This is a genomic window from Allobosea sp., from assembly GCF_035999205.1.
GTDB lineage: Bacteria > Pseudomonadota > Alphaproteobacteria > Rhizobiales > Beijerinckiaceae > Allobosea.
The window spans coordinates 1-12260 of the sequence record NZ_DASYHA010000010.1 but is presented as its reverse complement, the minus strand read 5'-3'; the positions used below and the strand labels follow the sequence as shown (position 1 = coordinate 12260).

The window sequence follows — 12260 nt, the reverse complement described above, 5'->3', positions numbered from 1 at the left end:
CGCCCGGCGACGCTACTCGCCTTCGCGATGCTGGCGCCGTCGCTCGTCTTCCTCGCGCTCTTCACCTACTGGCCGGTCGTGCAGGTGCTCTGGCAGTCGCTGCACGGCCAGATCCGCGTCGGCGGCCCGCAGGCCTATGTCGGGCTCGACAATTTCATCAAGCTCTTCGCCGACGCCGCCTTCCGCAAGGCGCTCGCCAACAATCTGGTCTACGCCTTCGGCACGGTGATCCCGAGCCTCGTACTGGCGCTGGGCTTCGCCATGGCTCTGGCCAGGACGAGCCGCGTCAACGCTCTGTTCCGCGCCCTGTTCTTCCTGCCGGTGCTCATCCCGCTGGTCGCGGCCGCCTCGATCTTCCTCTTCCTGTTCCTGCCCAATGTCGGGCTGATCGACTACCACCTCGCCAAGCTCGCCATCTCCGGGCCGAACTGGCTCGGCGATCCCGATATCGCGCTCTGGTCGATCATGGCGCTGACGATCTGGAAGAATGCCGGCTACTACATGCTGTTCTTCCTGGCAGGGCTGCAGGCTGTCCCGGCCGACGCCTATGAGGCCGCAATCCTCGACGGTGCCGGCCCCTGGCAGCGGCTGCGCTATGTCACCCTGCCCTATCTCAAGCCGACGATCGGCTTCGTCCTGGTCATCGGCCTGCTCAATGTGGTGACGCAGGTCGACCATGTCTTCGTCCTGACCAAGGGCGGCCCGTCCGACTCGACCAACCTGCTGCTGTTCTACGTCTACCAGCAGGCGGTCGAGAACTACGACGCGGGACGCGCCGCCGCCGGCACGCTGGTGATGCTGGCCCTGCTGCTCACTGTGACCGCCTCCTCCCTGCGCACGCTCGAGCGCTCCTTCGGGGAGAAGGGCGCATGAGCCAGGCGGGAGGCCACCAGGCCAGCACCGGCGTCGCGACCGGCGAGATCTCGCCGAAGCTCGGCTATGCCGCCACGCTGCTCATCGCCGCGCTCTGGATGGTGCCCTTCCTCTGGATGCTGGTCGCCGCCTTCAACCCGCAGAGCATCGGCGCCGGCATGGCTTCGCTGGTGCCGTCCTACCTCCCGACGCTGGCGAACTTCCGCGAGGCCTGGGTCTCGGCCGACTTTCCGCGCTATGGCCTGAACACGACGATCATCAGCCTCGGCATCCTCGCCGTGCAGATCGTCACGATCACATTAGCCGGCTACGCCTTCGCGCGGCTCGAATTCCCCGGCAGGACGCTCTGCTTCTACCTCTTCCTGCTCCAGCTCATGCTGGCGCCGGTCGTGCTCATCGTCCCGAACCTGACCACGATCGCGAAGCTCGGCCTCTACGACACGCTGCTCGGCGTGATGGCGCCCTATTTCGCCTCGGCCTTCGGCACCTTCCTGATGCGCCAGGCCTTCCGGGCGATCCCGCGGGAACTGGAGGATGCCGCGCTGATCGACGGCGCCAATGTCTGGCAGCGCATCGGCTTCATCTATCTGCCCCTCGCCAAGCCCTCGCTCGTCGCCTTCTCGATCGTCTCGGTCACCGCCCATTGGAACGAGTTCCTTTGGCCGCTGATGGTGATCAATTCGCCCGATCTGCGCCCGCTCACCGTCGGCCTCGCCTCCTTCACCCGCGGTGCCGAGGGCGCGCAGGCCTGGGGCGTCATCGCCGCCGGCACCCTGCTGGTCAGCGCGCCGCTGCTGATCGCCTTCGCCCTGTTCCAGCGTGCCTTCGTCAACTCCTTTGTCTCCTCCGGCATCAAGTAAGGGAAACCATCATGACGACCACCCGTCGCTCCGTCCTCGCCGGCGCCGCGCTGGCCACGACCTTCGCGCTCTCCCCCGCATTCGCCCAGGTGCCTACCGAGATCGAGCTGTTCTTCCCCGTGCCGGTCGATGGCCAGCTTGCCCGCGACATGGCCGCCCTGCTCAAGGAGTTCAACGAGAAGAACCCCTCGATCAAGGCCACCCCGGTCTATACCGGCTCCTATGACGAGACCCTGATCAAGACCCGGGCCGCGATGAAGGCCGGCAAGCCGCCGGCGGCGGTGATCATGTCCGCGAACTTCCTGCTCGATCTCAAGATCGAGGGCGAGATCCAGCCGATGGACGCGCTGATCAAGGCCGACGGCAAGACGAACGATCAGTTCATGGGCCAGTTCTTCGATGCACTGCACGGCAACGCCGTGCTCGACCGGCAGGTCTATGGCGTGCCCTTCCACAACTCGACGCCGCTGCTCTACGTCAACACTGACCACCTCAAGGAAGCCGGCCTCGATCCCGAGAAGCTGCCCGCCAATTGGGAGGAGTTGGTCGCCACCGCCAAGAAGCTGACCAGGCGCGACGGCGACCGCGTCACCCGCTGGGGCATGATGATGCCCTCGAACTATGATTACGGCGGCTGGATCCTGCAGGCCTTCACTCATTCGAATGGCGGCCAGTGGTTCAACGTCGATTACGGCGGCGAGGTCTATTACGACACCCCCTCCATGCTCGGCGCCCTGACCTTCTGGTCCGACCTCGTCAGCAAGCACAAGGTCCATCCGGCCGGCGTGCAGGCCGGCGGCGCGGTCTCGTCGGCCTTCCTCTCCGGCCAGGCCTCGATGATGCTGCTCTCCACGGGCTCGCTGACCCATATCCGCAACAACGCCAAGTTCCCCTACAAGGTCGCCTTCGTCCCGAAGAACGTGAAGAACGAGGTGCCGATCGGCGGCGCCTCGCTGGTGATCCCGACCGGCGTCGAGGGCGAGCGCCGCAAGGCCGCCTGGACGCTGATCAACTGGATGACGAGCCCTGAGAAGTCCGGCTGGTGGAGCCGCGCCACCGGCTATTTCGCCCCCAACAAGGCCGCCTATGACACAGCCGAGATGAAGGCCTTCCTCGAGAAGAACCCCGACGCTGGCATCGCGGTCAGCCAGCTCGCCTTCGCCAAGCCGTGGTTCGCGACCTACAAGACCGTCCCCGTCCGCAAGGCGATCGAGGACGAGCTCGCCGCCGTGCTCTCCGGCAAGAAGCAGCCGAAGGAGGCACTCGCCGCCGCCCAGAAGCAGGCCGACGAGATCATGCGTCCTTACGTCGAGCAGACCGCGCTGAAGCTGCCGACGAACTGAGGTTCTGCTTCTCTCCTCCCCCTTGTGGGGAGGGGATGGGGGTGGGGGTCAAAACGCGAGACGGTCCCTTTGGCAGATCGCTGTTCAGAGATGCAGCGGGTCTTCCTGGATCCGATCGCCAAGCGGCACCACCCCCACCCCTGGCCCCTCCCCACAAGGGGGAGGGCAACGCGCTCATCCTTTCGACCTTCGAGACCATCCATGCTCATCGCCCAGATCACCGACCTGCATATCCGCCCGCTCGGCAAGCCCGCCTATCGCGTCTCCGAAACCAATGCGCTGAGCGAGCGCGCGCTCGATGTCGTCGCCAGGCTCAATCCGCGACCCGACCTGCTGGTGATCACCGGCGATCTCACCGATTGCGGGCTGCCCGAAGAATACGAGCTGTTGCAGGCGATGCTCGCCGGCGTCGGCATGCCGGTGCTGCTGGTCCCCGGCAATCATGACCGCCGCGAAACGCTGATCGGCGGGCTTACCCTCGACCAGCGTCAGGTCCTGGATGGCGGCTTCGTCCAGTTCGTCTCCGATCTCGGACCGATGCGACTGATCGGCCTCGACACGCTGCTGCCCGGCAAGAGCGCCGGCGCGCTCTGCGCAACGCGCCTCGCCTTTCTCGACAAGGCTCTATCCGAAGCGGACGGCAAGCCCGTCGCGATCTTCATGCATCACCCGCCCTTCGATTGCGGCATCGCGCATATGGATGCGATCCGGTTGCTCGATGGCGCAGCGGACTTCGCCGCGATCGTCGCGCGCCATCCGAATGTCGAGCGCATCCTCTGCGGCCATCACCACCGGCCGATCGTGACGCGCTTCGGCGGCACCATCGCCCAGATCGCGCCCAGCGTGACACATCAGGTCACCCTCGATCTGTCGGAGACCAGCAATGCCACCTTCCACATGGAACCGCCCGCCTATCTGTTGCATTCGTTCCGCCAGACGGCGGGCTTCGTGACGCACACGGCCTATGTCGAGCGCTTCCCGGGGCCCTATCCTTTCGTGCTCGATGCCGACTATCCCGGCGATCACTGAGCACAACGCGAATCCGCCGCGTCATTGACGCGGCGGCACTTCACCCATACGACCCAAGGGCGGCTCCGCGCGGCCCCGTTTTGAACAGCGCTATCCCCCAAAAAGGAGACAACCAGAGAATGAGCACTTGGCCCGTCTACGGCGAGATCACCGGCCCGATCGTGATGATCGGCTTCGGCTCGATCGGCCGCGGTACGCTGCCGCTGATCGAACGGCACCTGAAGTTCGACAAGAGCCGCTTCGTCGTGATCGCACCCGACGATCAGAACCGCCACCTCCTCGACGAGCGCGGCATCCGCTTCATCCAGGAAGCGGTCACCATCGACAACTACAAGACGATGCTCGAGCCGCTGCTGACCGCCGGCGGCGGGCAGGGCTTCTGCGTGAACCTGTCCTGCGACACCGGCTCCCGCGACATCATGGAATTCTGCTCCAGCCTCGGCGCGCTCTATATCGACACGGTCAACGAGCCCTGGCTCGGTTTCTATTTCGACGAGAGCAAGGGCCCGGGCGAGCGCTCGAACTACGCGCTGCGCGAGATGACGCTGGCCGCCAAGCGCGCCCGCGCGCCTGGCTCGACCACCGCCGTCTCCTGCTGTGGCGCCAACCCGGGCATGGCCTCCTGGCTCGCCAAGAAGGCGTTGCTGAACATCGCCGCCGACATGCGCCTCAATGTGCCGCAGCCCACGACCCGCGAGGAATGGGCCGGGCTGATGAAGCAGGTCGGCGTCAAGGGCATCCATATCGCCGAACGCGACACGCAGCGCTCGAAGAACCCCAAGCCGCCGGGCGTCTTCGTCAACACCTGGTCGGTCGAGGGCTTCATCTCCGAGGGCGTGCAGCCGGCCGAGCTCGGCTGGGGCACCCATGAGAAGTGGATGCCGGATAATGCCCGCACCCACGAGACCGGCTCGCAGGCGGCAATCTACCTGATGCAGGCCGGCGCCGAGACCAAGGTGCGCAGCTGGTGCCCGACCCCGGGCCCGCAATACGGCTTCCTGGTGACGCATAACGAGTCGATCTCGATCGCCGACTACTTCACGGTGCGTGACGAAGCGGGGCGGGCGATCTTCCGGCCGACCTGCCACTACGCCTATCACCCCGCGAACGATGCCGTGCTTTCGCTGCACGAGATGTTCGGCAATGCCGGCCGTCCGCAGAAGGAGCACCACATTCTCGAGGAGAATGAGGTCATCGACGGCATCGACGAGCTCGGCGTGCTGCTCTACGGCCACGACAAGGGCGCCTACTGGTTCGGCTCGCAGCTCTCGACCGATGAGGCACGCAAGCTCGCTCCCTACCAGACCGCGACCGGCCTGCAGGTGACCTCGGCCGTGCTCGCCGGCATGGTCTGGGCCCTGGAGAACCCGAAGGCGGGAATCGTCGAGGTCGAGGAAATGGATCTCGACCGCTGCCTCGAGATCCAGATGCCCTATCTCGGGCCGGTGAAGGGCTACTACACCGACTGGACGCCGCTCGACGGCCGTCCGGGGCTCTTCCCGGAGGACATCGACACCAGCGACCCCTGGCAGTTCCGGAACATCCTGGTTCGGTGAGGAAGCAAAGGATCGGGCGCTACGGCGCCCGTTTCACTTTGACGCCGGCGAGCAACGCGCCGCCGGTCAGGAAGAACGCGATCAGGACGGCTAGCCCTGCGCGCTGGCTGGCGAACGCCGTCGTCGCCAGCGCCACCAGCGTCGGCCCCAGGAAGGATGTCACCTTCCCCGACAGCGCAAACAGCCCGAAGAACTCGCCGATGCGCTCGGGTGGAGCGAGCCGCGCCATCAGGCTGCGCGATGAGGCCTGCAACGGCCCCGCGACGAGGCCGATCAACAAGCCAAGACCGAGATAGACCTTTTCCGGCAGCGAGGCGAACAGCCCGTCCCCGGGCGCCGCCGGCACGGCTTCCACGAAGAAGAGGATCCGGTCCGGCGCCAGCGACAGGATGCCGAGACAGGCGAAGAGCAGACAGGCGATCGCACCCAGCACCACCGCCTTGCCTCCGATCGCGTCGTCGACCTTGCCACCGAGCCAGGCGCCCAGTGTCCCGGTGACGGTGAGCATGATGCCGAAGATGCCGATCTCGATCGTCTGCCAGCCGAACACGCCGGCAGCGTAGATCCCACCGAAGGCGAACAGCGCCACCAGCGCATCCTGATAAATCATGTTGGCCAGCAGGAAGCGCCCGAGCGACGGCAGGCGCGGCAGTTCCGCGAGCGTCGCCTTCAGCCGGCCAACACCGCCGCGCGCCGCTTCGCCGAGCCTCATGCCCGTCCGCTTCGAATCCGGCGTCAGCAGGAACATCGGCGTGACGAAGATCACGAACCACAGCGCGGTCAGCGGCCCCGAGAAGCGGTCGCCCTCGCGGCTCGCGGCATCAAGCCCGAAGATCGGCGTCAGCCCCGCCAGCGTCTTGCCCGTGACCGGGTCCGCTGCCAGCAGGCCGAGCGTAAGCGCCAGCGACAAGAGCCCTCCGAGATAACCGATTGCCCAGCCCGTGCCCGAGAGCCAGCCGAGCCGCTCCGGCGGCACCAGCCGCGTCATCATCGCGTTGTTGAAGGTTGTGGCGAACTCAGCGCCGATCGTCGCCAGCACGAAGCCTGAGAGCGCAATCGGCACCGCCCAGGGCGAACCCGGCACCGCGAACCAGAGCGCGCCCGAACCCAGCACGAGGCAGGCGCCGAACACGGCGATCCACGGCTTGCGCGGCCCCGTACGGTCGGCGATGCCGCCGAGCAAGGGCGAGAGCAAGGCGATGCAAAGCCCTGCGAAGCCTGTCGCATAGCCCCAAAGCGCCTGCCCCTGCGCCGGATCCGCAGCCAGACCGGCGGCGAAGAACGGCGCGAAGACGAAGGTCGTGATCAGCGTGAAGAAGGGTTGCGCCGCCCAATCGAAGAACAGCCAAGCGGCGACGGCGCGCCGCGGCGGATAGGCGCCCGGCAGCGCCCCCGAAATCGCCGGCGCGGCACTCACTGCAGCGTCGTCTCGGGGTCGCCGCCGCCCCGTGCCAGCTCGATCTCGGTGATCGCGACCAGCACTTCGGCGCGCTCCTTGAGGGTCGGCGCCTCCAGCAAGGCCTGTTTCTCGCGCGGCCCGAACGGGCACATCATCGAGAGCGCGTTGACCAGCGCCTCGTTCGGCGCCTCGTTGACGCCCTTCCAGTCGATCTTGAGGTCGCTCGCCTTGGCGAAGGCGCGCAACGCCTTGAGCAGCGCGACGCGGTCGACCTCCTCCTCGCCGGCGCGGGCGGTGAAGTCGATGATGAAATCGTCATAGGCCACGCGGCATTGCCGGTAGGCCGTCGTGACCGGAAGCTCCTCCGCGACGCGGAAGCGGGCGATGCCGGTCAGCGTCAGGATGTAGCGGTCGTCGCCGGTCTCGGCGAATTGCGTGATCCGGCCGAGGCAACCGACCTGAAGCAGCGGCGGCGTCGCCGACTGGCGCCCGTTCTCCGGCTCGGGCTGGATGATCCCGATGGTGCGATGCGCCCGAATCGCATCGTCGATCATCGCGATGTAGCGCGGCTCGAAGATGTTGAGCGGCATCTGGCCGCGCGGGAGCAGGAGCGCGCCGCCCAATGGGAAGACCGGGATCACCGACGGGCAATCCTCTGGCCCCTTGTAGACGGCGTTCATGCCCATCGGCGGCAGCTCCATGATCAGGAGAACAACAGTGTCGAGAGCTTGCGCCGGCCGGCCGTGCTGTGCTCGTCCATCGGGCCCCAGGCCTCGAAGAACTGCAGCAACTGCTTGCGGGCGCCGTCCTCGTTCCATTTCCGATCGGCCTTGATGATGGCGATCAGATGATCGACGGCCTCCTCGCGACGGTCGCGCGCGTTCAGCGCCAGCGCCAGATCGAAACGGGCCTGATGGTCCTTCGGGTTCGCCGCGACCTTGGCCTCGAGCTCGGCGGTGTCGCCCAGCGAAGCGGCCTGCTGCGCCAGCTCGATCGCGGCGCGAACCGCCGCCACGATCGGATCCGCCGCCTTCGCCTCGGGCACCATGCCGAGGATGCCGGCCGCGCCCTCGATGTCGCCCATATCGAGATGCAGCCGCGCGAGGCCGGCGATCGCCGCCAGGTTCTCCGGCTCCAGCTCGAGCACATGCGCATAGAGCTCGCTCGCTCCCCCTGCGTCGCCTGCCTCCGCGGCCGCCTGCGCGGCCGTGATCAACTCCTCCGTCGCACCGGGGCCCATCGGCCCGACCAGCTTCTCGATGAAGGCCTTGACCTGGCTCTCGGGCTGCGCGCCCATGAAGCCGTCGACCGGCTGGCCCTGCTTGAAGGCGATCACGGCGGGAATCGACTGGATGCCGAGCTGGCCCGGGATCTCCGGGAAATCGTCGATGTTCATCTTGACGAGCCGGACCTTGCCGCGCGCCTCCTTGACCACCTTCTCGATGACCGGGGTCAGTTGCTTGCAGGGGCCGCACCAGGGCGCCCAGAAATCGACCAGCACGGGCTGCTTCATTGATTCGGCCACGACATCCTGCCGGAAGCCCTGGGTCGTGGTGTCCTTGATCAGGCCGGGTTGTTCGGCCGCCTCGCCATTGACCAGCATCGGTCGTCCTTCGTCGCGCTTACATCAGAGAATGGTCGGTCCGGCCGCCGCCGCGCCCGGAGCATAGATGGGGAGGATCAGCCGTTCTGTCCATCATCGGGGACGGGCAAATCGACGATCATCGGCTCATGGCCCGTATCCCGCAGGAAGGTCAGCATATCGTCGCGCCCGATCCGCAGCGTCGCCGTATTGATCAGCGGGTGGAAGTTCATGTCGGCGCCGGTGGTGAGATTGCGGTCGAGCACCATGGTCACGGCGCCGGCGCGGTCGTTGACCACGGCGAAGGCGGTCACCGAGCCCGGCGTGACACCGAGCTTCTCCATCAGCGTCTCGGCCGAGCAGAAGGAGAGCCGCCCGCTGGCGCCAAGCGTCTCGTGCAGGCGCTTCAGGTCGATGCGAGCATTCTCCCGCGCCGAGATCAGGAAGAGCCGGCCCTTCTTGTCCTTCACGAACAGGTTCTTGGAATGCAGCCCCGGCAACGTGCCGCGCAGCGCCTGCGATTCGGCCACCGTGAAGACCGCCTCGTGATCGACGCGCTCGAACGCAATTCCGCGCACTTCGAGATGCGCGCACAGCTCGTCGGGGGTCAGATGGGCGGCGGTCGGTGCGGTCTGGAGCATCGGGCTGACGTCGGATTCGCGCTGGAGTTACGGCCTCGAAGGGCTGGCCCGCGTTGCCTAACGCTCCGGAAACCCGGCCACAAGCACCGTTTTGGCCGATCGAGAGGCTCTTGAACGCGGGGATGGGGTCCGATTTCGCAAAGGATGAAATTTCCACAACAAGGCGCTTGCAACGCGCGCCGCTTTGGGGCAATAACCCGGCCACCGCGGCGGACACGACGCGGCCATGTCCTGATGCGGGAGTAGCTCAGGGGTAGAGCACAACCTTGCCAAGGTTGGGGTCGAGGGTTCGAATCCCTTCTCCCGCTCCAGGACATCATAGCATATCAGACTGCCGCAAGCGCTGGGTTTACCGGCGCTTTTTGCGTTTTCAGGTTTGGATTTCGAGGCCCGGTACGGGGGCTCCGAAGACGAGTGGTTACATGCGGGTTGCAAGTACGCTTCGGCGCCGCACGCTCTCTCGACGCGCGATCGCTAACCCCTACTGTTTGAAGCAATTGTCTCGGTGCCACTGCAGGAAATGTGGATGCGGACGGTCGTGGGCTCGCAGCGGCGGTAGCGCTCGACCTGTCTTGTTGATGAAACTGCGTATCCCATCCGCGTCGTTCGCCTGCCGCGAGATCAGAATGTCGAGGTCATCCGACAGACTGATCAAACCACGATCGAACATCCAGTGAGCCGTGCCCGACAGAGCGATGCCGTTGTTGACGATGTCCGGCCCCCTCGCCTCGACGGGGCGAATGTGAGCAGCGGCGACCTCCGCTCGGCCCCCGCCATTGATCAGTTTAAGCCCTGTGATTGCGCAGCGTTCGTCATAGGCACGCAGGACGACGCTCCGAAAGACGCGATCGCGGATGATCCGCGAGGCAAGGAACGTTGCCCGCTCGCGCGCCTGCTCGAATACGAACGGAGCCTGCTGCTCGGCGAAGCTGTTCGATGCCGCCTCCTCATCTCTGCGTGGCAGCAGCGGTGCCGAATCTTCCAGGCCGAGGTCGGTGTTTCGATCGAAGTCCGCTGGCGAGAGCGGGCGCACTGCCGCCTAGGCACGACCGGAGATGCGCCCCTCCTCGTTCAGGACGCCGCGCTCGATGATACCCTGGGCGTCGGTGAAAGGAACCGGGTTGGCGAAATCGAGATAGCTGCCCGGTTCGATGACGGCGATGAACATGTCCGGAGCAGCCGGATCGGGAATGACCTGCTGGACCTTGGCCACCGCGAAGTAGCCGCGTGTCCCGGCAACCTTACGTGGCTCATAGTAGATGATCCAATCGCCGACACAGGCTTGCACGCGGCCAAGATATTGGCGCGGGAACTGATACCGTTCGGCCGGGCTGTCGTCGTAGATCGAATCCTGACGATGAATGAAGACGCCGAAGCCCATGCCCGTCCGATCCGCGCTAACCAACGAAACTGAGCAAGGCTGTTTGCCCGGGTCAATCCTTCGGCAACGCGCAAATTGCGTATATTGGCTGCCTATCGGGAAGCGGACACGTCAACTCTCCAGGCTGCATGGCGGCTCGCCATGCTCCTTGTTCGAAAGCTTCGGTTATACACACCATTTCTGACGTGCCAGGGGGTTTGCGGTGGTGGCGTCTGAGGTCCGCACCCTGGCACAACGCTCGAGCGAGGCGTCGAAGGGCATCGATGCGCTGATCAACGCTTCGAAAGACGAAGTCTCGCGCGGGGTCACGCTGGTCCGCTCGGCCGGCGCCGCGCTGGAGCGCATCGTCGCCGCGACGCAGCAGGTGGCGTGCTCCATTTCCGGAATTTCGTCCGGCTCGTCGGAGCAGGCGAATGGCATCGACGAGATGAGCCAGACCTTGGCCTTGATGGATGCCGTGACGCAGAAGAACTCAGCCCTGGCCGAGGAAGGCGCGGCGTCGGCCGTCTCTCTGTCCGGTCAGGTCGCGACGCTCGATCGTCTGATCGCCGCCTTCAAGGTCGACGACGCCGTCTGTGCGCCCGGTGAGCCGGCGCGCACGGGAATGTCCCCGAGCTGGGGCCTGGCGAAGGCGGGCGGGCGCAACTGAACGCCGCCTCGCCTCGCGCGGGAATCAGAGGACGGACGACATTCCGCCATCGACATAGATGATCTGGCCGTTGACGTAGTCGGAGGCGGGCGAAGCGAGGAACACCGCCGCGCCGACCAGCTCCGCCGGCTTGCCCCAGCGCCGGGCCGGCGTACGTCCCTTCACCCAGGCGTCGAAGGTCGGATTCTCGATCAGCGCCTGGTTCATGTCGGTGATCATGTAGCCCGGGCCGATCGCATTGGCCTGGATGCCGGCTTCGGCCCATTCCGCCGCCATGGCCCGAGTCAGCATCTTGATGCCGCCCTTGGCGACCGTGTAGGGCGCCACTGTAGCGCGGGCCAGTTCGCTGGTGAGCGAACCGATATTGATCACCTTGCCGTAGCCGCGCGCGATCATGCGCTTGGCCGCCTCGCGCCCGATCATGAAGGCGGAGGTCAGGTTGGTATCGATGACGCGCTGCCAGTCGGCGGTCGCAAGCTCGACCATCGGCTTACGGAACTGGATGCCGGCATTGTTGACCAAGATGTCGACGGCGATGCCGGCGGCATCGAAAGCCTCGAAGGCCCTGACGATGTCCGCCTCCGAGGTCACGTCGAAGGCCGCCGGCTCGGCCGCATGGCCGGCCTCGTGGAACTGCGAGACCGTCTCGGCGACGCGCACCGGATCGGTGCCGTTGATCAGGATGCGGGCACCTGCAACGGCGAGCCCTTCCGCCATGGCCCGGCCAAGGCCGCGCGACGAGCCGGTAACGAGTGCGGTCCTGCCCGAAAGATCGAAGAGAGGGTTGGTCATCTGAGCCTCACAGGCTGGAGCGGCGGACGGTCAGGTCGGACCGCTCGAACACGGCCGGCAGCAGTTCGACGCCGAGGCCCGGCCCTTCCATCGGCAGGACATAGCCATTCTCGAACACCGGCATCGTCGTGACCAGTTCCTTGTACCAGCCGGTG

The 12260-nt window shown here is 66.0% G+C and carries 11 protein-coding genes, 1 tRNA gene and 2 pseudogenes; 7 read left to right on the top strand and 7 right to left on the bottom strand.

The window, feature by feature from the left end:
* Window positions 1-27: 27 nt before the first annotated feature.
* The 5 genes from VGN82_RS02065 (at window position 28) to VGN82_RS02045 (ending at window position 5661) form a co-directional block, all read left to right on the top strand.
* On the top strand, window positions 28-873 hold the full coding sequence (locus VGN82_RS02065) for a carbohydrate ABC transporter permease (protein ID WP_327525374.1): 846 nt from the start codon (window positions 28-30) through the stop codon (window positions 871-873).
* A complete protein-coding gene (locus VGN82_RS02060) occupies window positions 870-1733 on the top strand; it encodes a carbohydrate ABC transporter permease (RefSeq protein WP_327525323.1) in 864 nt (287 codons plus the stop codon). The genes VGN82_RS02065 and VGN82_RS02060 overlap by 4 nt, the downstream gene beginning before the upstream one ends.
* A gap of 11 nt (window positions 1734-1744) precedes the next feature.
* Window positions 1745-3076, top strand: a complete 1332-nt coding sequence (locus tag VGN82_RS02055) for an ABC transporter substrate-binding protein (protein ID WP_327525322.1) — start codon at window positions 1745-1747, stop codon at window positions 3074-3076.
* A gap of 201 nt (window positions 3077-3277) precedes the next feature.
* On the top strand, window positions 3278-4105 hold the full coding sequence (locus tag VGN82_RS02050; RefSeq protein ID WP_327525321.1) for a phosphodiesterase: 828 nt from the start codon (window positions 3278-3280) through the stop codon (window positions 4103-4105).
* A gap of 119 nt (window positions 4106-4224) precedes the next feature.
* The gene (locus tag VGN82_RS02045) at window positions 4225-5661 is read left to right on the top strand and encodes a homospermidine synthase (protein ID WP_327525320.1); all 1437 of its coding nucleotides are present in this window, start codon (window positions 4225-4227) and stop codon (window positions 5659-5661) included.
* Window positions 5662-5680: 19 nt separating this feature from the next.
* Here VGN82_RS02045 and VGN82_RS02040 read toward each other — a convergent pair whose 3' ends face one another.
* The 4 genes from VGN82_RS02040 to VGN82_RS02025 all read right to left on the bottom strand — a co-directional run bounded on the left by VGN82_RS02040 (window position 5681) and on the right by VGN82_RS02025 (window position 9283).
* A complete protein-coding gene (locus tag VGN82_RS02040; protein ID WP_327525319.1) occupies window positions 5681-7078 on the bottom strand; it encodes an MFS transporter in 1398 nt (465 codons plus the stop codon).
* A complete protein-coding gene (locus VGN82_RS02035; protein WP_327525318.1) occupies window positions 7075-7746 on the bottom strand; it encodes an LON peptidase substrate-binding domain-containing protein in 672 nt (223 codons plus the stop codon). Before VGN82_RS02035 ends, VGN82_RS02040 begins: the two co-directional genes overlap by 4 nt.
* 17 nt (window positions 7747-7763) lie before the next feature.
* Window positions 7764-8663, bottom strand: coding sequence for a thioredoxin (trxA, locus tag VGN82_RS02030; protein WP_327525317.1), 900 nt, complete (start codon window positions 8661-8663; stop codon window positions 7764-7766).
* A 77-nt stretch (window positions 8664-8740) separates the two neighbouring features.
* Window positions 8741-9283: a prolyl-tRNA synthetase associated domain-containing protein gene (locus VGN82_RS02025; protein ID WP_327525316.1), complete on the bottom strand. Its 543-nt coding sequence runs from the start codon at window positions 9281-9283 to the stop codon at window positions 8741-8743.
* A gap of 236 nt (window positions 9284-9519) precedes the next feature.
* On the opposite strand from VGN82_RS02025, the gene VGN82_RS02020 reads away from it, so the two are divergent.
* Window positions 9520-9594: transfer RNA gene (locus VGN82_RS02020), tRNA-Gly, on the top strand.
* A 170-nt stretch (window positions 9595-9764) separates the two neighbouring features.
* Here VGN82_RS02020 and VGN82_RS02015 read toward each other — a convergent pair.
* Window positions 9765-10664: pseudogene (locus VGN82_RS02015) on the bottom strand (HNH endonuclease).
* A gap of 202 nt (window positions 10665-10866) precedes the next feature.
* Between VGN82_RS02015 and VGN82_RS02010 the strand changes: the two are divergent.
* Entirely contained in the window at window positions 10867-11313 is a 447-nt protein-coding gene (locus VGN82_RS02010) for a methyl-accepting chemotaxis protein (protein ID WP_327525315.1), read from the top strand.
* A 24-nt stretch (window positions 11314-11337) separates the two neighbouring features.
* Here VGN82_RS02010 and VGN82_RS02005 read toward each other — a convergent pair whose 3' ends face one another.
* Together VGN82_RS02005 and VGN82_RS02000 are read right to left on the bottom strand one after the other, a co-directional pair.
* Window positions 11338-12105: an SDR family oxidoreductase gene (locus tag VGN82_RS02005; RefSeq protein WP_327525314.1), complete on the bottom strand. Its 768-nt coding sequence runs from the start codon at window positions 12103-12105 to the stop codon at window positions 11338-11340.
* A gap of 7 nt (window positions 12106-12112) precedes the next feature.
* A pseudogene (locus VGN82_RS02000) lies at window positions 12113-12260 on the bottom strand (mandelate racemase/muconate lactonizing enzyme family protein); the annotation flags it as partial.

Coding starts and splice junctions, on each gene's coding strand:
- VGN82_RS02065 (WP_327525374.1), top strand. CDS start 28: ATGCTGGCGCCGTCGCTCGTCTTCCTCGCGCTCTTCACCTACTGGCCG.
- VGN82_RS02060 (WP_327525323.1), top strand. CDS start 870: ATGAGCCAGGCGGGAGGCCACCAGGCCAGCACCGGCGTCGCGACCGGC.
- VGN82_RS02055 (WP_327525322.1), top strand. CDS start 1,745: ATGACGACCACCCGTCGCTCCGTCCTCGCCGGCGCCGCGCTGGCCACG.
- VGN82_RS02050 (WP_327525321.1), top strand. CDS start 3,278: ATGCTCATCGCCCAGATCACCGACCTGCATATCCGCCCGCTCGGCAAG.
- VGN82_RS02045 (WP_327525320.1), top strand. CDS start 4,225: ATGAGCACTTGGCCCGTCTACGGCGAGATCACCGGCCCGATCGTGATG.
- VGN82_RS02035 (WP_327525318.1), bottom strand. CDS start 7,746: ATGGGCATGAACGCCGTCTACAAGGGGCCAGAGGATTGCCCGTCGGTG.
- trxA (WP_327525317.1), bottom strand. CDS start 8,663: ATGCTGGTCAATGGCGAGGCGGCCGAACAACCCGGCCTGATCAAGGAC.
- VGN82_RS02025 (WP_327525316.1), bottom strand. CDS start 9,283: ATGCTCCAGACCGCACCGACCGCCGCCCATCTGACCCCCGACGAGCTG.
- VGN82_RS02005 (WP_327525314.1), bottom strand. CDS start 12,105: ATGACCAACCCTCTCTTCGATCTTTCGGGCAGGACCGCACTCGTTACC.